This window comes from Pseudoduganella guangdongensis, from assembly GCF_009857475.1.
Taxonomy (GTDB): domain Bacteria; phylum Pseudomonadota; class Gammaproteobacteria; order Burkholderiales; family Burkholderiaceae_D; genus Rugamonas; species Rugamonas guangdongensis.
Genome location: NZ_WWCJ01000009.1, coordinates 71,551 through 94,704, shown reverse-complemented (window position 1 = coordinate 94,704; position 23,154 = coordinate 71,551). Strand labels below are relative to the sequence as shown.

At 68.6% G+C, this 23,154-nt stretch carries 19 protein-coding genes; 5 read left to right on the top strand and 14 right to left on the bottom strand.

What is annotated here, in order from left to right:
• Positions 1-50: 50 nt before the first annotated feature.
• Entirely contained in the window at positions 51-887 is an 837-nt protein-coding gene (locus tag GTP41_RS14165; protein WP_161026215.1) for a universal stress protein, read from the top strand.
• Positions 888-977: 90 nt separating this feature from the next.
• Complete coding sequence (locus GTP41_RS14160; protein ID WP_161026214.1) at positions 978-1,313, top strand: hypothetical protein; 336 nt, start codon at positions 978-980, stop codon at positions 1,311-1,313.
• A 5-nt stretch (positions 1,314-1,318) separates the two neighbouring features.
• Here the strand turns inward: GTP41_RS14160 and hppD are convergent, their stop codons facing one another.
• A complete protein-coding gene (gene hppD / locus GTP41_RS14155; RefSeq protein ID WP_161026213.1) occupies positions 1,319-2,386 on the bottom strand; it encodes a 4-hydroxyphenylpyruvate dioxygenase in 1,068 nt (355 codons plus the stop codon).
• A gap of 126 nt (positions 2,387-2,512) precedes the next feature.
• On the opposite strand from hppD, the gene GTP41_RS14150 reads away from it, so the two are divergent.
• Positions 2,513-3,031 carry an Lrp/AsnC family transcriptional regulator gene (locus GTP41_RS14150; RefSeq protein WP_161026212.1) on the top strand — a complete coding sequence of 173 codons (519 nt, stop codon included), beginning with the start codon at positions 2,513-2,515 and terminating at the stop codon, positions 3,029-3,031.
• A gap of 4 nt (positions 3,032-3,035) precedes the next feature.
• Here the strand turns inward: GTP41_RS14150 and GTP41_RS14145 are convergent, their stop codons facing one another.
• The 9 genes from GTP41_RS14145 to GTP41_RS14105 all read right to left on the bottom strand — a co-directional run bounded on the left by GTP41_RS14145 (position 3,036) and on the right by GTP41_RS14105 (position 12,689).
• Positions 3,036-3,371, bottom strand: a complete 336-nt coding sequence (locus GTP41_RS14145) for a copper-binding protein (RefSeq protein ID WP_161026211.1) — start codon at positions 3,369-3,371, stop codon at positions 3,036-3,038.
• A gap of 30 nt (positions 3,372-3,401) precedes the next feature.
• Positions 3,402-6,524 carry an efflux RND transporter permease subunit gene (locus GTP41_RS14140; RefSeq protein ID WP_161026210.1) on the bottom strand — a complete coding sequence of 1,041 codons (3,123 nt, stop codon included), beginning with the start codon at positions 6,522-6,524 and terminating at the stop codon, positions 3,402-3,404.
• Positions 6,521-8,020, bottom strand: a complete 1,500-nt coding sequence (locus GTP41_RS14135; RefSeq protein ID WP_161026209.1) for an efflux RND transporter periplasmic adaptor subunit — start codon at positions 8,018-8,020, stop codon at positions 6,521-6,523. The genes GTP41_RS14140 and GTP41_RS14135 overlap by 4 nt, the downstream gene beginning before the upstream one ends.
• Positions 8,017-9,297 (bottom strand): TolC family protein, encoded by a 1,281-nt coding sequence (locus GTP41_RS14130; protein ID WP_161026208.1) that lies wholly within the window; start codon positions 9,295-9,297, stop codon positions 8,017-8,019. Before GTP41_RS14130 ends, GTP41_RS14135 begins: the two co-directional genes overlap by 4 nt.
• 77 nt (positions 9,298-9,374) lie before the next feature.
• A complete protein-coding gene (locus tag GTP41_RS14125; protein WP_161026207.1) occupies positions 9,375-9,749 on the bottom strand; it encodes a hypothetical protein in 375 nt (124 codons plus the stop codon).
• A 57-nt stretch (positions 9,750-9,806) separates the two neighbouring features.
• Positions 9,807-10,511, bottom strand: a complete 705-nt coding sequence (locus tag GTP41_RS14120; protein WP_161026206.1) for a GGDEF domain-containing protein — start codon at positions 10,509-10,511, stop codon at positions 9,807-9,809.
• Complete coding sequence (locus GTP41_RS14115; RefSeq protein WP_161026205.1) at positions 10,508-10,888, bottom strand: DUF1987 domain-containing protein; 381 nt, start codon at positions 10,886-10,888, stop codon at positions 10,508-10,510. Before GTP41_RS14115 ends, GTP41_RS14120 begins: the two co-directional genes overlap by 4 nt.
• Before the next feature lie 5 nt (positions 10,889-10,893).
• Positions 10,894-11,451: a SiaB family protein kinase gene (locus GTP41_RS14110; RefSeq protein WP_161026370.1), complete on the bottom strand. Its 558-nt coding sequence runs from the start codon at positions 11,449-11,451 to the stop codon at positions 10,894-10,896.
• An 11-nt stretch (positions 11,452-11,462) separates the two neighbouring features.
• Positions 11,463-12,689 (bottom strand): SpoIIE family protein phosphatase, encoded by a 1,227-nt coding sequence (locus GTP41_RS14105; RefSeq protein WP_161026369.1) that lies wholly within the window; start codon positions 12,687-12,689, stop codon positions 11,463-11,465.
• Between the two features lie 361 nt (positions 12,690-13,050).
• On the opposite strand from GTP41_RS14105, the gene GTP41_RS14100 reads away from it, so the two are divergent.
• Positions 13,051-13,563, top strand: coding sequence for an outer membrane beta-barrel protein (locus GTP41_RS14100; protein ID WP_161026204.1), 513 nt, complete (start codon positions 13,051-13,053; stop codon positions 13,561-13,563).
• Here GTP41_RS14100 and GTP41_RS14095 read toward each other — a convergent pair.
• Both GTP41_RS14095 and GTP41_RS14090 read right to left on the bottom strand, forming a co-directional pair.
• Positions 13,535-15,157, bottom strand: a complete 1,623-nt coding sequence (locus GTP41_RS14095; protein WP_161026203.1) for an FAD-dependent oxidoreductase — start codon at positions 15,155-15,157, stop codon at positions 13,535-13,537. The genes GTP41_RS14100 and GTP41_RS14095 overlap by 29 nt on opposite strands.
• Positions 15,154-16,809, bottom strand: a complete 1,656-nt coding sequence (locus GTP41_RS14090; protein WP_161026202.1) for an acetolactate synthase large subunit — start codon at positions 16,807-16,809, stop codon at positions 15,154-15,156. Before GTP41_RS14090 ends, GTP41_RS14095 begins: the two co-directional genes overlap by 4 nt.
• Positions 16,810-16,926: 117 nt before the next feature.
• Here GTP41_RS14090 and GTP41_RS14085 point away from each other — a divergent pair, with 117 nt between their 5' ends.
• Positions 16,927-17,955, top strand: a complete 1,029-nt coding sequence (locus GTP41_RS14085) for an AraC family transcriptional regulator (protein WP_161026201.1) — start codon at positions 16,927-16,929, stop codon at positions 17,953-17,955.
• On the opposite strand, the gene GTP41_RS14080 is transcribed toward GTP41_RS14085, so the two are convergent.
• Entirely contained in the window at positions 17,952-20,615 is a 2,664-nt protein-coding gene (locus GTP41_RS14080; RefSeq protein ID WP_161026200.1) for a bifunctional acetate--CoA ligase family protein/GNAT family N-acetyltransferase, read from the bottom strand. The two genes, GTP41_RS14085 and GTP41_RS14080, sit on opposite strands and share 4 nt — an antisense overlap.
• On the bottom strand, positions 20,596-23,130 hold the full coding sequence (locus GTP41_RS14075; protein ID WP_161026199.1) for a cation-translocating P-type ATPase: 2,535 nt from the start codon (positions 23,128-23,130) through the stop codon (positions 20,596-20,598). The genes GTP41_RS14080 and GTP41_RS14075 overlap by 20 nt, the downstream gene beginning before the upstream one ends.
• Positions 23,131-23,154 lie beyond the last annotated feature (24 nt).

Genomic DNA, 23,154 nt, shown 5'->3' with positions numbered 1-23,154 from the left:
CCCCCGCCTGCGGGCGCAGACTGGAGCCAATATTAACGCAGGAGGAAACCATGTCTTACCAGACTATCGTGGTTCACGTCGACCAGGCCCCAAATCTTGAAGCACGGATTGCCCTGGCCTCTGCACTGGCCTTGCGCGAGGAGGCTCACCTGGTGGGCGCCGCCATGACAGGCATGCCACGCACCATGCTGGCGGGGCGTTCGTATGAGGGCAGCGGGGTGTTCATGGCCGATTACCTGCAGCGCGCCAAGCAGCGCGTGCAGCAGGACCTGGCCCGCTTCGATACGCTGGCGGAGCGCCACGGCGTAAGCTCGCGCGAGGTGCGCAGCAGTAATGATGAGGAATACTCTGGCTTGTGCCTGCAGGCGCGCTATGCGGACCTGGTGGTGCTGGGCCAGGTGCGTCCGTCGGACAGCGGCGAGGGCAACCTGTTGCCGGACCTGCCCGATTATGTGGTGCTAAATTGCGGCCGCCCTGTGCTGCTGGTGCCGAGCGAGGGCCGCTTCCCGGTCATCGGCAAGCGGGTGCTGGTGGCATGGAATGGCAGCGTGGAGGCGGCGAAAGCCGTCACCGCCGCCCTGCCCCTGCTGCGCAGCGCCGAGCGCGTGACCCTGGCGATCCTGGGCGGCAGCGTGGAAGTGCTGGGTGAGGAGCCGGGGGCGGATATCGCGCTCTACCTGGCACGCCACGGCGTGCGGGTCGAGGTCCTGCGCCGGCCGGAAGCGGTCGATCCCGGCGCGGCCATCATCGCGATCGGCCAGGAAATGGAATGCGACCTGCTGGTGATGGGCGCCTACGGCCATAGCCGCTTCCGCGAAATGATGCTGGGCGGCGCCACCCGTACCATCCTGGCAACGTCACCCCTGCCGGTGCTGATGGCCCACTAAATTCCGGGAACTTGCGCGCCACTGGCCTGTCCTATGTCAACACGGCCCTCCGCACCCTGCCGCACAGTAGAGGCAAAATGCGGAGGAACCATGGACCACGGGGAACATATTGCAAGTCTAGAGGCGAAGGTGGAAGCGCACGATGAACTGTTCCGGCTCACACACCACGAGCTGACCCGTCTGCACGACGGCCTTGACAAGCTGCGCGAGCATACCGACCGCGGCCTGGCTGACCTGCGCGAGCATACCCACCGCGGCCTGGCTGAACTGAGGGACCACACAGACCGGGGCTTTGCCGAGCTGCGCCAGAGCATTGAAGAGCTGCGCCGTGAGCAAGCGAAGATGAATCGCTGGCTCATTGGCATAGCCCTGACGTATGGCACGGCCCTCCTCGGCATCATGCTCAGGCTGGCCGGCCTGCTCTGAGCTGCTTAGGCAGTCAGCACGCCACGCCGCATCTGGTCCAGTTCGATCGACTCGAACAGGGCCTTGAAATTGCCTTCGCCGAAGCCCTGGTTGCCTTTGCGCTGGATGAACTCAAAGAATACTGGGCCGAGCTGGTTCTCGGAGAAGATCTGCAGCAGCAGGTCGCCCGGTTTGCCGTCGATCAGGATCTTGCGCTCGCGCAGGGCCGGCACCGATTCGCCATGGCCGGGAATGCGGCGGTCCACCAGCTCGTAATAGGTGTCGATCGTGTCGAGCAGCTTCACGCCGGCGGCGCGCAGCTTGTCCACGGTCGAGAACAGCTCATCACTGCCCATCGCGATGTGCTGGATGCCCTCGCCGCGATACGCATCCAGGTATTCCTGGATCTGGCCGGCGCGGTCGGTGCCCTCTTCATTGATCGGGATGCGCAGCTTGCCGCAAGGGCTGGTCATGGCTTTCGACTTCACGCCGGTCACCTGGCCTTCGATATCGAAGTAGCGCACTTCGCGGAAGTTGAACAGGCGCTCGTAGAACTCCGCCCACTCGCCCATGCGGCCACGGTGCACATTGTGCGTCAGGTGGTCGATATAGGTCAGGCCGTGGCCTTTCGGGTTCTGCTCCACGCCGGGAATCGGCTCGAAGTCCACGTCGTAAATGCTGATCGCGCTGCTGCCGCTCCAGCGGTCAACAAAGTAGATCAGCGAATCGCCAATGCCTTTAATGGCCGGCAGGTTCAGCTCCATCGGGCCGACTTTGCTTTCATAGCCCCAGGCACCCAGCTTCAGCGCGCGCTTGTAGGCGTAGGCGGCGTCTTTGACGCGGAAGGCGATCGCGCACACGGACGGGCCGTGCAGCTCGGCGAAGCGCTGTGCAAAAGAGTCGCGCTCGGCGTTCAGCAGGAAGTTGATTTCGCCCTGGCGGTACAGGGTCACGTCCTTGCTGCGGTGGCGGGCGACGGCGGTAAAGCCCATCGCTTCAAACGTCTTGCCCATGGCGACGGGATCAGGTGCGGCGTATTCGATGAATTCGAAGCCGTCGGTGCCCATTGGGTTGTCCCACAAAGATTCGGTCATGTTTGCTGTCTCCGGAAATGAAATGGATACCGGATATACTACGCACCGATTCTGGATTTTTTGCGCATAATGCGCTATTCAATGTGATTCCCATGCGCGTTTTGCGCATTCAACAGGAAGTTTTCCATGATTACCGTCGACCGCCACGACCTTTCCCTGCTCAACGAACTGCAACGCAACGGCGAGGCCACCAACGCCGCCCTGGCCGACATCCTGCACCTGTCGGTCTCCCAGGTCGGCCGCCGCGTGCAGCGCCTGCGCGAGGCGGGCATCATCGACCATTATGCGGCGGTGCTGGAACCGGGCGCGGTGGGGCTGGACGTGATGGCCTTCGTCCACATCACCCTGGACCGGCACGGCGAAAAGCGCGGCGACGCCTTTGAACAGGCGATCCGGGATGTGCCGGAAGTGATGGAGTGTTTCTCCGTGACGGGCGAGGCGGACTATGTGGCGCGCGTGGTGTCGCACGACCTGGCCTCGTTTGCGGACCTGATGATGAAGGAGCTGCTGCTCCTGCCCGGGGTGGTGAACGTGAAGTCGAATATCGCGCTGAAGAAGATCAAGCAGTCGACCGTGCTGCCGCTGGAGCACATCGTGCGGCCGAACCCGCGCAAACAACGCATCGAGTTCGCCCGCACAGCCTAGGCAATTACTTGGCAGCCTCGATGGCGGTCACCGTCATCGTCTTGTCCACGGTGAAGCGCACCTTGTCGCCGGCCTGCACCTTGTCCAGCATGGCCGCGTCCTTCACCTTGAACACCATGGTCATGGCACCCATGCCCAGGTTTTTCAGCTCGCCATGCTTGATGGTCAGCTTGCCGCTTGGCTTGTCCACCTTGCGGATCTCGCCGTCGGTGGTGTCGGTCGCGCTGCTGGCTGCCGGCTGGCCGTGGTCGCCGTGCGCGTCGTGGCCGCTATGCTGGGCCATCGCAGGGGCGCCGGACAGGCAGGCCGCCGCCAGCAAAGTTGCAAAAAATGCTTTCATAACGTCTCCAAATAAAAGTACAGGCGCAGCTTACACCGTGCGGCGCCGGATGATCAAATACGCTGCCGGCACAACGAATAGCGAGAGCAGGGGCGCCGACAGCATTCCCCCTACCATGGGTGCAGCAATGCGCTGCATGATCTCGGAACCGGTGCCGGCGCCCCACATGATCGGCACCAGGCCGGCCACGATCACGGTCACCGTCATGGCTTTGGGCCGCACGCGCAGCACGGCCCCTTCGCGGATCGCGTCCAGCAGCGCCGCTTCGCCGCCCTGCCCCGCCGCCAGGCGCGCCTCCCACGCGTGCTTCAGGTAGAGCAGCATGATGACGCCGAATTCCGCCGCCACCCCGGCCAGCGCGATGAAGCCGACCCCGGTCGCCACCGACAGGTTGTGGCCCAAAGCCCACAACAGCCATACGCCGCCCGCCAGCGCGAACGGCAAGGTGGCCATGATCAGCGCCGCCTCGTCGGCGCGGCGGAAGGTCAGGTACAGCAGCACGAAGATGATCAGCAGCGTAGCAGGCACCACCACCTGCAGGCGCGCCGTTGCCCGTTCCAGGTACTCGAACTGGCCCGACCAGGACACGGCGTAGCCGGCTGGCAGCTTCACCCTGGCCGCCACGGCCTGCTGCATTTCCCGCACCGCCGAGCGCAGGTCGCGGCCGTGGATATCGACATAGACCCAGCCCGAGAGGCGCGCATTTTCACTGCGCAGCATGGGCGGGCCGTCGCTGATGCGCACCGTCGCCACATCGCCCAGGCGTAGCTGCGCGCCGCGTTCCGTCAACAGCGGCAAGGCGCGCAGGCTCTCCAGCGAATCGCGCAGCTCGCGCGGGTAGCGCACATTGATCGGGAAGCGTTGCAGGCCCTCCACGGTTTCGCCCACGTTGTCGCCGCCCACCGCGCTGGCGATAAAGCTTTGCACTTCGTCGATATTCAGGCCGTAGCGCCCGGCGGCGGCGCGGTCGATTTCCACGTCGATATAGCGGCCGCCATTCAGGCGCTCGGCCAGGGCGGACGACACGCCGGGCACGGGGCGCACCACGCGTTCGATCTCACTTGCGATGCGGTCGATCTCCTGCAGGCTGGCGCCGGACACCTTGATGCCGACCGGGCTCTTGATGCCGGTGGCCAGCATGTCGATGCGGTTGCGGATGGGCGGCACCCAGATGTTGGCCAGCCCGGGCACCTGCACCACCCGGTCCAGTTCGGCCACCAGCTTGTCCGGCGTCATGCCGGGCCGCCATTGCTCGCGCGGCTTGAACTGGATGGTGGTCTCGAACATCTCCAGCGGCGCCGGGTCGGTCGCCGTTTCGGCGCGGCCGGCCTTGCCGAACACGCTGTGCACTTCCGGCACCGTCTTGATCATGCGGTCGGTCTGCTGCAGCAGTTGCTGCACCTTGCCGGCGCCCAGGCCGGGCAAGGCGGACGGCATGTACAGCAGATCGCCCTCGTCCAGCGGCGGCATGAACTCACCACCGAGGCGGGTCAGCGGCCAGAGTGACAGCAGCGCCACGGCGGCGGCCAGCAGCAAGGTGGCGCGCGGCCAGCGCAGCACGCGTTCCAGCAAGGGGCGGTAGGCCGCAATCAGCCAGCGGTTGAGCGGGTTGGCTGTTTCGTCGGGAATGCGGCCCCGGATCATATAGCCCATGAGGACCGGGACCAGGGTCACGGCCAGCGCCGCCGCGGCGGCCATGGCGTAGGTCTTGGTGAAGGCCAGCGGCGCGAACAGGCGCCCTTCCTGCGCTTCCAGCGTGAACACCGGGATGAAGGACAGCACGATGATCAGCAGCGAGAAGAACAGCGCCGGCCCCACTTCCGCCGCCGCTGTGCCGATTACCTGCCAATGCTCATCGCCTTCCAGATTGCGCCCGGGATGCCGGTGGCGCCAGGCCTCGATATGCTTATGCGCGTTCTCGATCATGACCACCGCCGCATCCACCATGGCACCGATGGCGATGGCGATGCCGCCCAGCGACATGATGTTGGCGTTGACGCCCTGGTAATACATCACCAGGTACGCGGCCAGTATGCCCAGCGGCAGCGATACGATCGCCACCAGCGCGGAGCGCAGGTGGAACAGGAAAAGCGCGCACACCAGCGCCACCACGATGAACTCCTCCACCAGCTTTTGCTCCAGGTGGCCCACGGCGCGGCGGATCAGGTTGGAGCGGTCGTACACCGGCACGATCTCCACGCCGCGCGGCAGGCTGGCTTTGAGCGCGGCCAGCCGCGCCTTGACGGCGTCGATGGTTTGCAGCGCGTTTTTCCCGGAGCGCATGACGATCACGCCGCCCGCCACCTCGCCTTCGCCATCCAGCTCCGCAATGCCGCGCCGCATTTCGGGACCGAGCTGGATGGTGGCGACATCGCCCAGCCGCACCGCCACGCCTGCGGCGCTGGTCGCCAGCGGGATCTGGCGGAAGTCCTCCAGCGTGCGCAGGTAGCCGGAGGCGCGCACCATGTATTCGGCTTCCGCCAGCTCCAGCACAGAGCCGCCGGCCTCCTGGTTGGCACGCTTGATGGCGTCGATGGCCCTGCCGTGGGTGATGTTGTAGGCGCGCAGGCGGGCCGGGTCGAGCACCACCTGGTACTGCTTGACCATGCCGCCCAGGCTGGCCACTTCGGCCACATTCGGCACGGCCTTCAGCTCGTACTTCAGGAACCAGTCCTGCAGGGCGCGCAATTGCGCCAGGTCGTGCTTGCCGCTGCGGTCCACCAGGGCGTATTCGAACACCCAGCCGACGCCGGTGGCGTCCGGGCCGAGCGCGGCGCGCGCCTGCGCCGGCAGGCGTGACTGCACCTGGTTCAGGTATTCCAGCACGCGCGATCGGGCCCAGTACGGGTCGGTGCCGTCCTCGAACAGCACGTAGACGAAGGAATCGCCGAAGAAGGAGTAGCCGCGCACCGTGCGCGCGCCCGGCACCGACAGCATCTGCGTGGTGAGCGGATAGGTGACCTGGTTCTCCACGATCTGCGGCGCCTGGCCCGGGTAGCTGGTGCGGATAATCACCTGCACGTCCGACAGGTCGGGAATGGCGTCCAGCGGGGTGCGCAGCAGCGCCCAGGCGCCCCACCCCGCCAGCAGCACCGATGCCATCAGCACCAGGAAGCGGTTGCCGATGGACCAGAGGATCAACTTGGCGATCATCGGTGGCCTCCGTGCTGCTCCGCCGGCGCGGCCGGCGCCGCCGGCGCAATGGCGGTCACGCGGAACTCGCCTTCGCCCTGCTGCACGAATTCAAAGCGGACGCGCGCGCCCACCTTTACACCCGCCGGCAAGCCGCCCGGCGGCAGTTTGAACGCCATGGTCATGGCGGGCCACTTGATGCTGGCGATAGGCCCGTGCGACAGCGTGACCTCGTCGCCGTCCACCGCCTCCACCACGGCGTCGCCGCGATGCACGGCGGCGCCGACGCCTTCCATGCGCTCGCCGCTGGCTTTCAGGCTGGCTTCGGAATCGATCAGGAACTGGCCGGAAACCGCCACTTTCTGCCCCGCCTGCAGGCCGGCGCGGATCTCCACCTGGCCGCCCGCCTCCTGTCCCACCTCCACCTGCACCGGAGCGAATTTGCCCGGTCCCTGCTCCAGCATCACCACGCTGCGCGTGCCGGTGCGTACCAGCGCTTCCGACGGCACCAGCAGGGCCGGCGCGCGCTGCGGCGCGGCGAATGAAACGCTGACGAACATGCCCGGCGCCAGGCGGCCGCCCGGGTTGGCCAGTTCCACCCGCGCCCGCACGGTCCGCGTCGCTGCATTCACCTCGGGCAGGATGGCGGCGACTTTGCCGCGCAATTCCAGCTCCGGCAGCGCCGCCGCGCGCGCCACCACGGGGTTGCCTGGCGCCACCTGGGCCGCCGCGCTTTCCGGCAGCTCCGCCATGACCCACACCTTGTCCAGGCCATTGATGCGGTACAGGGGCGTGCCAGCCGCCACCGCCATCCCTTCGCGCGCTGCCAGCTCTGTCACCACGCCCGCCGTCGGCGCCGCCAGCACCTGGCGCGCCAGCACGCGGCCGCCGGATTCAACCTGGCGCACCTGCTGCTCGCTCATGCCGGCCAACAGCATGCGCTGGCGCGCCGCCGCCAGCAAGCCGCTTGCCGAGCCATCCGGCATGCGGCGCACGGCCAGGAATTCCTCCTGCGCCGCCACCCAGTCCGGCATGGTGACTTCCACCAGGGGCTGGCCGCGCCGCACCGGCTGCAGCGTGGTGCCCACCAGCACGCGCTCGACGAATCCGCTGGCGCGGGCCTGCACCACGGCGACATCGGCCTCGTTGAAGGCGACATTGCCGACTGCCGTCACCGTCAGCTGCAAAGGCGCGCTGGCCACCAGCGCAGTCCGCACGCCGAGGTTCTGCTGCACGCGCGGGCTGATGTGCACGGTGCCGCTGTCGGCGCCGTCGTCGCCACCACTGGCATAGACCGGCACCAGCTGCATGTCCATATACGGCGATTTGCCCGGTTTGTCGAACCTTTGGCCCGGCACCATGGGATCGTGCCAATAGAGCGGCTTGCGCGCCTGCGCCCCAGCTGCGGGCGCCGCGGCGCCGGACTGGCGCAGGCCGGCCTGGTAGCCGCCATACGCCGCCAGCGCGCCAAGCGCCCCTGCCGCTGCGATAGCGGCGATCACTGCCTTCTTCTTCATGGGTGCTCCTTCACCGGCTGGATATAGTTCAACTGCGCCCAGGCGCGGGCGTTCTGGCGTTCCAGCTGCAATGCCTGCAGCTGCTGTTCGCCCTCGGCGCGGCGCGCGGCCAGCACCTCGGCCAGCGCCGCCTTGCCGCCGCGGTAGGCCGCCTGCAGCGCTGCCGTGCGCGCCGCCGCCAGCGGCAGCACTTCGTCCCGGTAGCGGGTGATGCGTTCGCGGCCGGACTGCCATTCGGCCAGTTGGCCGCGCACTTCGGCCACATGCTCGCGCAAGACCTCATCGCGTTCGGCCAGCGCCTGATCGGCGGCGGCCAGGCGGGCGCCCAGTTCGCGGTCCTGGCGCCGCGCGCGGTCCCATTGCAGCGGCACCGAGATGCCGAAGGACACCATGCTGGGGTAGCCGGGGCCGCGCTGCTGCAGCGCCACCTCCACGCTCCAGTCGTTGCTGCGGCTGGCGCGCGCCAGCCCGGCTTCGGCCTGGGCCAGTTCGGCCTGGCGCGTCAGGACCGCGACTTTGGGATGGTGCTCAAGCAGCGCCTCCAGCGCTGCCGGGTCGATGCCGAGCGCCGAGGTGTCGGGCGCGCCCGCCAGCGGCGTGCTGGCCGCAAGTCCGGTCCAGCGCTCCAGCGCAATGCCGGCGCTGCGCTGTTGCAGGGCAAGCTCGCTGGCGCGGTCTTGCAATGCCAGCCAGGCGGCACGCGCCTCCAGCACGGCGGCCTGCGTGGCGCGGCCACCGCGATGGGCCGCTTCCACGGCGCTGATTTCGTCGCGCGCCACCCCGGCCTGCGCCGCCAGCACGGCGGCCATTCGCTCCAGGTAGTGGCGCTCAAGCCAGGCGATGGCGGTGTCGCGCTGGAGCGCGGCGGCCAGCGCCTCGCCGGCGGCGCGGCTGCGCTCCGCTTCGCGCTCGAAGCGCGCCGCGCGCCAGCGCCGCTTGTCGCTGCTGGTCAGCTCCTGCATCACGCCGATACGACGCATGGTCATGGAGTCGGCGCCGATGCGGTAGCGGTCGGCGCCGCTGAGTGGCAGGTTATCGACGCCGGCCTTCAGGACCGGGTCGGGCAATTGGGCCGCCGCCACGGCCATGGCGCGGGCGGCAATGGTGGAATGCTCTTGCGCCGCCAACTGGCGCGAACGTTCGGTCGCGTGCTGCACGGCAGCAGGCAGCGTCAGGGTGGCCGGCGTCGGCGGCGCGGCCACGGCCAGGCCAGCGGGCAGCGCGAGCACGAGCGCGCAGGCGAGCGCTGTGCGCCGCCAGGATGTAGGGGAAAACATGGTACCTCCGGATTGCGAAAGAAACAGCACGCTTGCAAGACAGGCAAGCGCGGTGCGGCATCAGGCAAGCCGGGGGATCAAATGCGGAAACAGCAGTTTTCTATGGCGATGGGCGGCGCGGTACTGCGCGCCAGCGCGGGCGGCGCCGTTGCGGTGGCGGCCGGCAATGGCGTCCAGTCGGCGGCCACCACCAAGCCGGCCAGGTCGGACGGTACAAAGGGCAGCACCGGCGGCACCGGCGGTTTGTCGAGCGACTGCTTGGCCGCCAGGTCGGTGGACTTGGCCTTGCACAGGCTGGGCTGGCCCGGGTCCATGGACTCGCATGGCGTTTCCATGACGGCGGCAATATCGTCCACCGGGCAGCGATAGGAGGCCACAGCCAGCTGCATGAACAGCATGCTGAACAGCGCTACCAACGCAGCAACAACCCGGGATGAACGACGAAGCTTCATCCCTGCATGGTAGCCCGGTTCGGCCGGCGCCACAAGCGCCCCGGCCTTAAGCGAAGATTAATCGGCGGCGCAGACCGCATTGCGGCCGCCCCGTTTGGCGCGGTACAGCGCCTGGTCGGCGCGGCTGTAGGCCTGTTCGAAGGTGCTGCCGCGCGCGCTCCAGCTGACACCGACGCTGACCGTCACCGGCCGCGCCAGCGGCGGCGGGCAGTCCCCGGCCGCGATGGCGGCGCGGATGCGCTCACCCAGCTGCATGCCTTGCTGCAGGTCGAGGCCGGGCCAGACCACGGAAAACTCCTCGCCGCCGACGCGGCCGATAACCGCCTGCGCGCCCAGCAGCTGGCGCAGGCAGCGCACCACGGACTGGATCACGGCGTCCCCGGCCGGGTGGCCGAAGCTGTCGTTGACCTGTTTGAAGTGGTCGATATCGAGCACCACCAGCACCGTGTCCTGCTTGGCCAGGCAGCGGTTGGCCTGCTCGATCACGGCGGCGCGGTTCAGCGCCCCGGTCAGGGCGTCGTGGCTGGCGCGGTAGGCCAGCTGGCTGGCCAGCTGGTTCATGCTGCGCTCGGCGCGGTCGCTGCGCTGCACCAGGCGGCGCGATTCGCGCAGCAGGCGCTCATAGTGCCCGGCCAGCTCGCCCAGGGCGCGCTGGTAGTCGCCGCCGCCGGCCAGCACGGCGCGCGCCGCCGTCAACGCCGCCTGTTCGCTGCCAAACAAGTCGGGCGCCTCGGCCACGGCGATCTTTGGTAAGGCACTCATAACGGCCGGTCGTGGAACTGCAGGGCCGGAAAGTCGTCGCGCAATTCGGCGCCGAATTCCTCGATGGTGTCGTCTTCCTCGTCGCGGTACCAGTTCAGCTGCACGCTGTTGCCGGCGCGGGCGGCGTCGTTCAGGGCGTCGAACAGGGTGAACAGCATCTTGGTGCTGGAGCTGTTGAAATAGGCCAGCGAGACATTCACGGTGATGGCCGCGCCGTCGCACACGGCCAGGTAGGCGCGCAGGCGCTCGATGACCGGGCCGTAAAAGGCGGCGGCGTTTTCGGGATAGGACTCGCCCTTGAGCGACAAGGCATGCTCGCCGAAGCGGAAATCGACTTCCGGCGACGTGGGCGAGGCGGCGATGAACAAAGATTCCATAAGGTTCAGATAATCGCTTTGATGCAGAAGATGGTGGTGTCCGGCTTGTTGGGCGCCGCGACAAATTCGAATTCCAGCGGTTCGCTGGCTTCGCGCGCCATGGTCAGGAAGCCCAGGCCCGCGCCCTTGCTGTCTTCCGGCACGGCCTCGCGCAGCGCCTTCTTGTAGGCGCTCTTGATCTCGTCGACCGTCATGCTGCGCAGCGGGTCCAGGCGCGCCTTGATGGCGTCCACCTTGGCGCTGTCCACCGGATTGGCCGACAGCAGGTAAAAACTCTCGCCGCGCGTGCCGATGCAGAACGAGCCGCGCCGGATCTGCTGGTCGCGCTGGGCGTCCGGCGTCAGCGTCTCGGACGAGTAATGCATGATGTTCTGCGACATTTCTACGAAAGCCGAGAAAATGCGGCGGCGCGTGGGGCCGGCCGCGCCGGCGGTATCCAGGCGGGCGCGGATGGTTTCCGAAATGGCGGCGACCACGTGCTGGGAGATATAGCCGGCATAGAAAAAGATCACATTGCGCTTTTGCGCAAGCAGCCAGAAATCCTCGAACTCTTCGTACAGCAAAGGCATGCTCCTCATGGGCGGAAACAGAAAAACGTCAGGTCGTCGCGGCGCGGCTGGGTGCCCTGCCAGTCGGCCAGTTCGTCCAGCAGGCGCGAGGCAAGCAGCACCGCTGGTTCGGCGGCGTGCTCCTGCAACTGGGCGCGCAGGCGGCGCTTGCCGTAGGCGATGGCTTTGGGGCCGCCAATCTGGTCGGTCAGGCCGTCGCTGGCGACAAACAGCAAGGCGCCGGGCGCCAGCTGCATGCTGTGGTTGGGCCATGTCTGGCCGAGCGGGGTATCGACATAGCCCAGGCCGGCGCGTTCGCCTTCGCACAGTTGCAGGCCGCCCTGCCCTGGCATGACCAGGTGCAGCGTCATGCGCGCGCCGGCAAAGCGCAGGTGGCGTTCGCGCGCGTCGTACCACAGGAAGGCGGCATCCAGGCCGTCGTCCGATTCGGCCTGGGCGCGCGCATCCTCACTCTGGCCCAGCATGGCTTTCACGCCCCGGCTTACCTCGCCCATCAGGGCGCCCGGATCGCGCGGGCCCAGTCGCTGCAAGGCTTGCGTCAGCACGGACGAGGCGATCAAGGTCATGAAAGCGCCCGGCACGCCGTGCCCGGTGCAGTCGGCGATGGCGGCGAACCAGCCTTCCGGATAGCGCTCGACGTGAAAGAAATCGCCGCCCACCATGTCGCGCGGCTGCCATTCCAGGTGCGCGTCGTCCATCGCATCCAGCAGCGCCGCGCGCGAGCCGCGCAGCAGGGCGCGCTGGATCACGCTGGCGTACTCGATGCTGTGCATGATCTGGCGATTGCGTTCGGCCTGCATATTGGCCACCACGTTCATCAGCTGCAGGCCGAAGCCGACGCCGGCCAGCACGCCGTCGCGCGTGATGATGAAGCCGTCGGCCAGCGCCTTCTCGCCCGATTCGACGGCGCGGAAAGTCAGGTCTTCGATGCTGATACCGGCTTCCACGATCAGCGGGTCCTTGTCCATGAAGGCGATGCAGCTCTTCTTGCCGTACAACTCGTTGTAGTAGGGCTTGGACATTTGCGACATGAAGATATTGCGGCTGATCAGGCCAATCGGGCGGCCGTCTTCCAGCACGGGAAGGCTCATCAAATCACGCCGCTCGGTGAACAGTTGCAGCACAGCGGCGTTGCTGGCGTCCGACGGCACGGCGGCCGTGGCCACGCACAGGTCGGCGGCGGTCGATTGGCGATAGCGCGGCAGGTGGTGGCGCGAGGCGTTGAATTCCACAGGGGGCACGGGGGTTGTTTGGGCGCTGGTGATACTAGCGGTGCAATGTGACGGCCCCGTGACCTGGTGGTGTTTTTATCAATCGAGTAGGGTTTTTGCCATCACTTCTCCCGCGGGACCCGCTGCCTCCCGCATACGCCCCCTCCTTAAATTTTGAGCACTCATGCCTGAGTGCTAAAAATTTGCGCAGCAAGATTTTTATGCAGTGAATCAAGCACTTAAGAAGGACGCATGAGCCTTGTTAACAGAGTTTTCCACAGAAACAGTTAACAACTATCGGCTTGGGAGCAAGATTGCCAGAATAGTAATTAACCAGTAGTATCAGCGCCCGATCCCCTTACCTTCCATTCAAGGAGTCCCCATGCACTACATCCGTCACTTCATCGCCTGCGGCCTGCTGGCTGTGGCCGCCCCGGCGTTCGCACAGAGCGTCTACCTGTCCACCGATGTGGGCCGCGCATCCGTCTCGTCGAAGTATGCCGATAGCGGCAATGACGCCACCGTCAGCTTCGCCGTGGGCTACCAGTACAAGCCGCACCTGGCCTTCGAGCTTTACACGCGCGGCCTGAGCCTGGACCCGTTCCGCGGCGCCTTTGCGGACGCCGGCTACTACCCGGACAGCCATTACGGCGTAGCCGCCGTTGCCAGCACCGGGCTCGCCGATTCCTTGTCCCTGTTCGGCCGCGCCGGCCTGGGCCGCACCACCATGAAGTCCAACCGCGCCAACCTCGGCGACAAGCACGAAACCGAACCGGTCCTTGGCGCAGGCGTGAGCTACGCCCTTGGCCGCAACTGGTCGCTGAACCTGGAAGCCAGCTACCTGACCAAGAGCGAAGCGAGCCTGCTTACTGTGGGCGCGCGCGTCCAGTTCTGATATGGCGGGCGGCGGCGCGCGCGGTCAGGATGCAGCCGGGCAGGAAAGTGCCTTCCAGCGAACGCTTGCCGCAGGCGCCGCCGCCGCCGAAACCGGCCGCCTCGCCCACTGAATACAGCCCGGGCAGCGGGGCGCCGCGCGCATCCAGCACGCGGCTTTGCATATCCGTCACCAGGCCGCCCAGGCTCTTGCGCGTGACCAGTTGCATCTGGATCGCGATATACGGACCGGCGCCGCGTTGCTGCAGCGGCGCGGGCTTGCAGGTGCGCAGCCGGTCCGGTCCCCACTGGCGGGCGTGCAGGATGCGGCGGATCTGGTCGTCGTTGTGCAGCTTGTCCCCATTCGCGAAATTGGCGTCGAAGGCGTCCGCCGTGGCTTGCAGCACCTCGGGCCGCACATGGTCACCGCATGCCAGCGCATTCATTTTCGCGGCCAGCCCGGCCAGCGTATCGTCCACCAGGAAGTGGCGGCTCTCCTCCATCAACTGGCGCACCAGGCGGTGGTTGCCCAGCAGCGTCTCGCGCAGGAAGTGAACCATCTGGCGGTCGCGGATGCGCTGGTTATGCTCGGCGCCGGAGATCGCCAGTTCCTTGGCGGCGATGCGCCAGTTCAGCAAATGCCAGGTCCATGGCTGCTCCAGCGCCGCCACGCGCCGGCACAGGTGGCGGGTATCGAAGCCGGTGACCAACGGCTCAGGCCCGATGCGGCGGCCGCGATGGTCCAGCCACAAGGCCGACTTGCACGGGATCGAGGACAGGCCGTGGCCCTCGAAATGCGGCTGCGGGTGCGGGAAGCCGGCGGCGTAATTCCACATCTCCCCGGCGGCCTTGATGCTGCCGCCAAGGCCTGCCACCAGCCGGTGCAGCTTGCCGTCCGAATAAGGATGGGCGCCATTCAGCATGCTGGCCGGTTGCGGCGTGCCGGGCGGCCAGTTGGCGCGCACCTCCTCGTGCCCGCCATTGATGCCGCCCATCGCCAGCACCACCACCGGCGCTGCGAAGCGCAGCTCCTCGCCCGTTTCCTCGTTCACGCCGCTGGCGCCGGACAGCGCGCCGCCGGCGTAATCGAGGCCCGTGATGCGGGTGCGGCTTAACAGGGCAAGCTTGCCGCCCTCCCCCGCGCGCTGCACGGCATCGATCATGGTGCTGGCCAGCAGGCGCGAGGTGCCCCACAGCACGTGGTAGCGCGGCAGTGAATTGCCTTCCCCATGCAGGCCGCGCTCGACCCAGTTCACGGCCGGCAGGAACTTGAGCCCGTGGCTGCCCAGCCAGTCATACACTTCGCTGCGCGAATGCTCCACGTAATGGCGCGCCCAGGCCAGGGGGAAGGCATCGGCTTCATCCAGTTCGCCAAAGCGCACCCAGTCGGCCAGCGCGCGTTCTGGCGTGTCCGGGATCTTCATGCGCGCCTGCAGCGGCGTTCCCACCAGCGCCATGCCGCCGAATGCCCAGCGCGCCAGGCCGCCCAGGCGCTCGCGGGAATCTCGGTCCACCACGGTCACGCGCTGGCCCGCCTGCAGGCATTCCAGTGCGGCGACCAGGCCGGCCAGGCCGCCGCCCACCACCAGCACATCGGACTGGATCACCTGGCTCATGGCGCGACCTTGCGCTTGAGCGCGCGCGCCACCGGCTGCGGCAGGTTTTCCAGGGAACGCAGCAGGTAAGGCAGCACGCGCAGCTTGAGGCCGGAGAACACGCTGGGCACCACCGCCTCGATCAGGTGCGGGCCGGGCGTGGCAAAAGCGCGCTCCAGCGCCGCCGTGAATTCCTCCGCCGTATGCGCGCGCGTGGCGGGCACGCCCATGCCTTGCGCCAGTTGCACGAAGTCCAGCCCCGGGCCGTTCAGGTCCAGCTGCGACCTGGCCTTGGGGCCGGCTTTTTCCGCGCCCACGCGTTCCAGCTCGATGTTCAGGATGCCGTAGGAATGGTTGTTGAAGATGACCGACACCACGTTCAGCTTTTCGCGCGCCATGGTCCACAGGGCCTGGATGGTGTACATCGACGAGCCGTCGCCGACCAGGGCCAGCACCGGGCGGTCCGGGCAAGCCACGGCGGCGCCCACCGCCGCCGGCAGCCCCTGGCCGATGGCGCCGCCGGTCAGCGCCAGCACATCGTGGCGCGGTGCGCCGGCGGTGAACATGGGCAGCATGGTGCCGGAAGTCTGGGCTTCGTCGACGATGATGGCGTTGTCCGGCAGCAGGTGGCCGACCGCCTTGCACACCTTTTCCGCGGTGAGCTTGCCACGCGGTCGGCCCGGGCGCTTCTCCGGCTGCAGCAGCGGCGTAGCCTGGGCCGCGCCAACCACCTGGCACAGGCGCTGCAGGCTGCCCACTGCATCCTCGCCTGGCAAAGCCAGTTCGTGCACGCTGCAGCCGTCCGGCACCAGGTAGCTCTTTTTGCCGGGATAGGCGAAGAACGATACCGGCGCCCTGGCATCGACCAGCACCAGGTTTTCCAGGCCGGCCAGCTGCACCGACGCCATCTCCGCCAGGTAGGCGATACGCTCCGCATGCGGCAGGCCGGCGCCGCGCTCGAAGCGGGTCGGGAAGACTTCCGCGTACAGTTTCACGCCGCATTGGGCCGCAATCCGACCCGCCGCCAGCAGTGCCGGTTCGCGCAGTGCCCGCCCGCCCAGCAGGATGGCAGTCTTGCCGCCCTTTTTCAGCACGCTGGCAATGCGCTCGATCAGCGCATCGTCCGCCAGCGGCGGCGGCACCGGCGCCGGCGCGGGCAACGCCGCCGCACCCTCGCCCCAGGACACGTCGGCCGGCAGGATCAGGGTCGCCACCTGGCCTGGCGGCCCCTTGGCCGCCGTCACCGCCTCCACCACATCCTGGCACAGCTGCTGCGTGCTTTGCGAGGTGCGCACCCAGGTCGAGACATTGCGTGCCGCCGTCTCGATATCCGATTGCAGCTGGGCGTCGAATTTGGTGTGGTAGGTGGCGTGGTCGCCGACGATATTCACCACCGGCACCCGGCCCTTGCGCGCGTTATGCAGGTTGGCCAGGCCGTTCCCCAGGCCGCACCCCAGATGCAGCAGGGTGGACGCGGGTTTGCCCGCCATGCGCGCATAACCATCGGCCGCGCCGGTGGCCACGCCCTCGAACAGGGTCAGCACCGCGCGCATTTCGGGCGCCGTGTCGAGCGCTGCCACGAAGTGCATTTCGGACGTGCCGGGGTTGGTGAAACAGACTTCCACGCCTGCGTTGATCAGGGTGCGCAGCATTGCCTGGGCGCCGTTTGCCATTGGGGTCTCCTGTATTGGTATAGGCAGATCATGATCCCACCCAGCCGCCCTGTATTGACATTTGACGACAATAAGTTAACACTTGGCGACACCATCCATCCACCCACCCGCGCCCCCATGACGGTCCTGGTTCGCTCCGCCACCCTCTCGACCTTCGAAGTCCTGGCCAAGGGCCTGGGGCTGGACGTACCCACCCTGCTGGGGCGTTTCGGCATTCCGCCGCAGGCGCTGCACGACCCCGACCTGCTGATCCCGTACCAGGCCTTCATCAACCTGCTGGAGCACTCCGCCGCGCTGGGCCGCTGTCCCGACCTGGGCCTGCGCCTGGCGCAGGCGCGCGGCATCAGCATGCTCGGTCCGGTGGCGGTGCTGCTGCGCCATGCCGACACGGTGGGCGATGCGCTGGCCCTGGCCTCGCGCTATATCTTCGTGCACAGCCCTGCGTTAAAGCTGGAGGCACAGCTGGTGCCCGGCAGCCCGGAGCTGGTGGACGTGGTGTTCAATATCGAGCACGCCAGCCTGACCGCGCGCCCGCAGGTCATCAGCCTGGCGCTGGGCATCGTGTGCCAGGGCCTGCAGGTGCTGACGGGCGGCCGCATCCAGCCGCAGCGCGTCACGCTGCCGCACGCCCCGGTGGCGCCGCCGGAAGCCTACCGCCAGGCCTACCGTTGCCCGGTCGCCTTCCAGGCGCCGGCGGCCACGGTGCGCCTGCGCGTGAGCGACCTGCAAGTGGCGGTGGCGCAGAACGACCCGCATATGAAGGAACTGGCGCTGGGCTTCCTGGAGCAGCTGGATAGCAAGCGGCATGCGCTGCTGGCCGACCGGGTGCGGCGCCTGGTGCGCAACTTCCTGAGCGCCGGCCACGCGCGCCACACGGAAATTGCGCGCGCCCTGTCGGTCCACCCGCGCACCCTGCAACGGCGCCTGGCGGCGGAAGGCGTAACCTTCGAACAACTGGTGGACGACGTGCGCAAGGAGCAGTTCCTGCAACTGGCCGCCCTTGCCGCCGGCCCAGGCATGACCCAGATCGCTCACATCCTCGGCTATGCCGAAGTGTCGGTGCTGACGCGCAGCTGCAAACGCTGGTTTGGCAGCACGCCGCGCCAGATGCAGGCGCAGGTGCGGGCCGGCAGCGCGCCCCGCTAGCGCGCCGCCGGCGCCAGATGCAGCCGCAGGCGCATGCTGCCCTGCTGCGCTGACTGGCCCACCTCAAAGCCCAGTTGGTGCGCCAGTTGCAGCATGCGGCTGTTCTCCGGCAGCGCCTCGCCCAACACTTCCTGCAAGCCGCGCGCGCGGCAATAGCGCAGCAGCTTTTCCAGCAGCAGCGCGCCCAGCCCGCGCCCCTTCAGGTCGGAGCGCACGATAATGGCGAACTCCGCCCCGACATTGTCCGGGTCGGCCACGGCGCGCGCCACGCCCAGCGTTTCCGGGCCATTGGGGCCGCTGCGCGTGGCGATGAAGGCCATCTCGCGCTCATAGTCGATCTGTGTCCAGCGCGCCAGCTGCGCCGGCGGCAGCGTCGGCATGTGCTCGAACAGGCGGAAACGCACATCTTCCGGCGTCAGCGCGGCGAAGAAGGCGGCGTGCTGCGGCGCGTCCTCCGGGCGGATCGGCCGCAGCAGCACGCTGCCGCCGTCCCATGCCGCGCTTTCCTCCAGTTCCTCCGGATACGGGCGGATGGCAAAGCGCGCGGCGCCGGCACTGGCGGCAGGCGCCACGCTCATGCGCGCGTCTAGCGCCAGCACGCCCTGCGCGTCGGCCAGCAGCGGATTGATATCGAGCTCCTGCACTTCCGGCAAATCGGCCAGCAGCGTGGAAATGCGCAGCAGTACTTGCGCCACCGCCGCCACGTCGGCCGCCGGCCGCCCGCGATAGCCGGCCAGCAGGCGCGCCACCCGGGTGCGCCCGATCAGGTCGCGTGCCAGCGCCATGTTCAGCGGCGGCAGCGCCAGTGCGCGGTCGGCGACGGTTTCCACCGCCACCCCGCCCTGGCCGAACAGGATGACCGGGCCGAAGACCGGGTCGCTGCTGGCGCCCACGATCAGCTCATGCGCGCCGGGCCGGCGCGCCATGGCCTGCACGGTGAAGCCGCGCAGGTGCGCCTGCGGCAGCAAGGCATGCAGGCGTTCGCGCATGGCCAGCGCCGCCGTACGCACCGCCGGCGCCGATTCCAGGTCCAGCACCACGCCGCCCACATCGCTCTTGTGGTTGATGTCGGGTGAGAGGATCTTCAGCGCCACCGGGAAGCCGATGCGCTCGGCCAGCAGCACCGCCGCCTCGACCCGGTCGGCGATGGCGGTTTCCACCACCGGCACACCGTAGCAGGCCAGCACTTCCTTGGCCTCCGCCTCGCCCAGCAGGCCGCCGCCGCGCTGCAAGGCGGCGCCGATGATGGCGCGCGCCCGTTCCCGGTCGCGCCGCCATTCGCCGCTGCTGGCGGCCGGCACTTCCATCAGCGCCTGCTGCGCGCGGCGGTAATTCACCATCTGCATGAAGCCGGCCACCGCCTCCTCCGGCGTGGCGTAGTTGGCGATGCCGGCCGTGCCCAGCACGCTGCGCGCCGGCACCATGCCCTCGCCGCCCAGCCAGCAGGCCAGTACATTGCGCGCCGCGCCGCGCGCGGTGTCCGCCACCGCCTGCGCCGCTTCCAGCGGCGGCACGATGGCAGTGGGCGCGTGCAGCACCAGCACCGCGTCCACGCCCTCATCCTGCAGCAGGGCCTGCAAGGCCTGGCTATAGCGCGTGCCCGGCGCGTCGCCGATGATGTCGACCGGATTGCCGCGCGACCAGGTGGCCGGCAGCACTTCCTCCAGGCGGCGCATGGTGTGCGGCGCCAGCGTGGCCAGGGTACCGCCCGCGCCGACCAGAGCGTCCGTGGCCAGCACGCCCGGCCCGCCGCCATTAGTCAGAATCGCCATGCGCTCGCCCGCCAGCGGCTTGCCACCGGCCAGCGTCTCGACCGCCGCGAACAACTCCTCGGTGGTCAGCACGCGCAGCATGCCGGCGCGGCGGAAGGCGGCGTCGTACACCGCATCCGAGCCGGCCAGCGCGCCGGTGTGCGAAGCGGCGGCGCGCGCCCCTTCGGCAAAGCGGCCCGACTTGACCACCAGCACCGGCTTGCTGCGCGCCGCGGCGCGCGCCGCCGACATGAATTTGCGCGCCGCGCGCACGTCTTCAACATACAGCAGGACGGCCTGGGTCGCGCCGTCGTCCGCCAGGTAATCGAGCACGTCGCCGAAATCGACGTCGCTGCTGTCGCCCATCGAAATGAAGCGCGAGAAGCCGATGCCGCGCGAACGCGCCCAATCCAGCACGCCGGTCACCATGGCGCCCGACTGCGAAACAAAGGCCAGCTTGCCGGGCAAGGCCGGCAAATGGGCGAAACTGGCATTCAGGCCGATGCCCGGCACCAGCAGCCCGACGCAATTGGGCCCGAGGATGCGCACCATATGGCGCCGCGCCGCAGCCAGCATGGCCTGCTTGAGCGCCGCGTCCAGCCCGGCGGTGATCACCACCACGGCGCGGCAACCCAGCTCGCCCAGCTCCGCCACCAGGCCCGGCACCGTGGCGGGCGGGGTGCAGATCACGGCCAGGTCGGGCACCTGCGGCAACTCGCGCACGCTGGGCGCCACCGGGCGCCCGCCCAGCGTGCGGTACTTGGGGTTGACCGGCATGATGGCGCCGGCAAAGCCGCCCTGCAGCAGGTTGGCCAGCACGGTGGCGCCCACGCTGTGCGGGCGCTCCGAAGCGCCCACCAGCGCCACGGAACGCGGCTGGAACAGGTATTCAAGATTGCGGATGCTCATACTTCCCTTTCGCTTCTTGCCGCTGCACCAGCGCAGCGGCACGGTTGATCGCTTCACTGCCGGCCAGGCACAGCGCGCCGCAGCCCAGCACCACGCCCAGCTCGCGCAGCCCCAGCGCGCCGAACTGGAAGGCGCCCGCCACCGGCGGCAGGTAGAGCACCAGCAGCAAGGTGGCCAGCGCCACGCCGGCCACCAGCAGCGGCGCGCGGTTGCTGGCCGCCAGTTGCGCCAGCACGCTGCGGCGCCGCGCCAGGCTGGTGAAAATCAGGGCCAGGTTGGCCAGCACCAGCACGGCGAAGCCGGTGGCGCGCGCCGTCGGTTCGGGCAAGGCCGCCTGCGCCCAGGCATAGGCCAGCCCCGCTACCGACAGTGCCACAGCGCCCTGCAGCAGGGCGCGCAGCACGGTCGGCCAGGCCAGCAAGGGGGCGCCGACGCGGCGCGGCGGCTGGCGCATCGCCTGCGCGTCGGACGCTTCGTTCTCGAAGGCGAGCGAACAGGCGGGGTCGATAATCAGCTCCAGGAAGGCGATATGCATCGGGTACAGCAAGACCGGCCACCCCAGCAGCGCCGGCAGCAAGGCCATGCCGGCAATCGGCACGTGGATCGCCAGCACATAGCACATGGCGCTGCGCATATTGGCGAAAATGCGCCGTCCCAGGCGGATGCCGCGCACGATGGAGGCGAAGTTATCGTCCAGCAGCACCAGGGCCGCCGCCTCGCGCGCCACGTCGGTGCCGCGCTGGCCCATGGCGATGCCGACATGGGCCGCCTTCAGCGCCGGCGCATCGTTCACGCCGTCGCCGGTCATGGCCACTACCTCGCCGTTGGCTTTCAGCGCTTCCACGATGCGCAGCTTTTGCAGGGGGCTGATGCGGGCGCACACGCTGGCCGTCGCCAGCTCGCGGCGCAGCGCGGCGTCATCCAGCGCATCGAGCGTGTCGCCGTTCAGCACCGTCGGCCCCGGCAAGCCGGCCTGGCGCGCGATGCTGGCGGCGGTGACCGGGTAATCGCCGGTAATCATCAGCACGCGGATGCCGGCCGCATGGCATTGGCCGATCGCCTCCGGCACCTCGGCGCGCAGCGGGTCGGCCAGGCCCACCAGGCCTAGCCAGGTATAGGCGAAACCGTCCTGCGCCTGCGGCAGCGCCTCGGGCGCATGCGCGGCGCGCGCCACTGCCAGCACGCGCAAGCCCTGCGCCGCCATCTGATCGGCGGCGGCGCGCAATTGCGCCATTGCGGGCGGCGCCAGGCGGCATAAGGCGGCAATGGCTTCCGGTGCGCCCTTGGCGGCCACCGTGGCGCCGGCCGCGCCATCGTCCCACACCAGGGTCATGGCGCGCAGGGTCGGCGCCAGCGGGTATTCGCGCAAGGGGCTGTCCTGGCGCGCCGCGCCGGCCACGGCGTGCAAGGCCAGCTCCATCGGGTCGCTCGGGCGCTGTTTGCTGGCCAGGGCGGCAAACAGCGCCAGTTCGGCTAAGGGCCCCTCCGGCAGCGGCGCGCCATCGGCCACCTGCAGCAAGGCACCGGCGGCATACAGCTGGCCGACCCGCATGCGGTTCTGCGTCAGGGTGCCGGTCTTGTCGGTGCACAGCACCGTGATCGCGCCCAGCGCCTCGATCGCGGCCAGGCGCCGTGTCAGCACCTGGGCGCGCGCCAGGCGCCAGGCGCCGATGGCCGGGAACACGGTCAGGATGACGGGGAATTCTTCCGGCAGCAGCGACATGGACAGCGCAATACCGGCCAGGATGGCCGGCATCCAGGCCCCGGTGCGCCAGCCGTACAGCAGGCCGACCAACACGCTGATGGCGATGCCGCACAAGGCCAGCAGGCGGATCATGCGGCCCGATTCGCGCTGCAGCGGCGACAGCTCGGCGCCGATGCCCTGCAGGCTGCGCCCGATCTTGCCCAGCTCCGTGCCGGCGCCGGTGGCCGTCACGCGCGCCACCCCATCGCCTTCCAGCACCATGGTGCCGGACCACAGGTAAGGCGTGCCGTCGCCGCCCGGCGCCGCCGGCCCCGGTTCGCCCAGGGTCGCCTGCTTGCCCACGGCCCAGGCCTCGCCGGTCAGCAGCGATTCATCGACCCGCAGGTTGTTCGCGCGCAGCAGCACCGCGTCGGCCGCGACGCGGTCGCCTTCGGCCAGCAGCAGCAGGTCGCCGCGCACCAGCTCACTGCCGGCGATGCGCTGCGCGCGGCCATCGCGCCAGACCAGGGCGCGCGGGCTGCTCAGGTCGCGCAGCGCCTGCAGCGCGCGCTCCGTCTTCCCTTCCTGGAACAGGGTCAGGCCGATGGTCAGGCCCACCATCGCCAGCAGCACCAGCCCTTCCAGCCAGTCGCCCAGCGCCAGGTACAGGCCGGCCGCGCACAGCAGCAAGAGGAACATCGGTTCGCTGGCGGTGCGCCATAGCAGTTGCGGCAAGCGGCGCACCGGCGCCGGCAAGCTGTTGGGCCCATCCTGCTCCAGGCGCTGGCGCGCTTGCGCGCTGCTCAGGCCGTGCAAATCCTCATTCGCCATCCGCTCCCCCTATCCGCATGCGAC

Coding starts and splice junctions, on each gene's coding strand:
- GTP41_RS14165 (WP_161026215.1), top strand. CDS start 51: ATGTCTTACCAGACTATCGTGGTTCACGTCGACCAGGCCCCAAATCTT.
- GTP41_RS14160 (WP_161026214.1), top strand. CDS start 978: ATGGACCACGGGGAACATATTGCAAGTCTAGAGGCGAAGGTGGAAGCG.
- hppD (WP_161026213.1), bottom strand. CDS start 2,386: ATGACCGAATCTTTGTGGGACAACCCAATGGGCACCGACGGCTTCGAA.
- GTP41_RS14150 (WP_161026212.1), top strand. CDS start 2,513: ATGATTACCGTCGACCGCCACGACCTTTCCCTGCTCAACGAACTGCAA.
- GTP41_RS14145 (WP_161026211.1), bottom strand. CDS start 3,371: ATGAAAGCATTTTTTGCAACTTTGCTGGCGGCGGCCTGCCTGTCCGGC.
- GTP41_RS14140 (WP_161026210.1), bottom strand. CDS start 6,524: ATGATCGCCAAGTTGATCCTCTGGTCCATCGGCAACCGCTTCCTGGTG.
- GTP41_RS14135 (WP_161026209.1), bottom strand. CDS start 8,020: ATGAAGAAGAAGGCAGTGATCGCCGCTATCGCAGCGGCAGGGGCGCTT.
- GTP41_RS14130 (WP_161026208.1), bottom strand. CDS start 9,297: ATGTTTTCCCCTACATCCTGGCGGCGCACAGCGCTCGCCTGCGCGCTC.
- GTP41_RS14125 (WP_161026207.1), bottom strand. CDS start 9,749: ATGAAGCTTCGTCGTTCATCCCGGGTTGTTGCTGCGTTGGTAGCGCTG.
- GTP41_RS14120 (WP_161026206.1), bottom strand. CDS start 10,511: ATGAGTGCCTTACCAAAGATCGCCGTGGCCGAGGCGCCCGACTTGTTT.
- GTP41_RS14115 (WP_161026205.1), bottom strand. CDS start 10,888: ATGGAATCTTTGTTCATCGCCGCCTCGCCCACGTCGCCGGAAGTCGAT.
- GTP41_RS14100 (WP_161026204.1), top strand. CDS start 13,051: ATGCACTACATCCGTCACTTCATCGCCTGCGGCCTGCTGGCTGTGGCC.
- GTP41_RS14095 (WP_161026203.1), bottom strand. CDS start 15,157: ATGAGCCAGGTGATCCAGTCCGATGTGCTGGTGGTGGGCGGCGGCCTG.
- GTP41_RS14090 (WP_161026202.1), bottom strand. CDS start 16,809: ATGGCAAACGGCGCCCAGGCAATGCTGCGCACCCTGATCAACGCAGGC.
- GTP41_RS14085 (WP_161026201.1), top strand. CDS start 16,927: ATGACGGTCCTGGTTCGCTCCGCCACCCTCTCGACCTTCGAAGTCCTG.
- GTP41_RS14080 (WP_161026200.1), bottom strand. CDS start 20,615: ATGAGCATCCGCAATCTTGAATACCTGTTCCAGCCGCGTTCCGTGGCG.
- GTP41_RS14075 (WP_161026199.1), bottom strand. CDS start 23,130: ATGGCGAATGAGGATTTGCACGGCCTGAGCAGCGCGCAAGCGCGCCAG.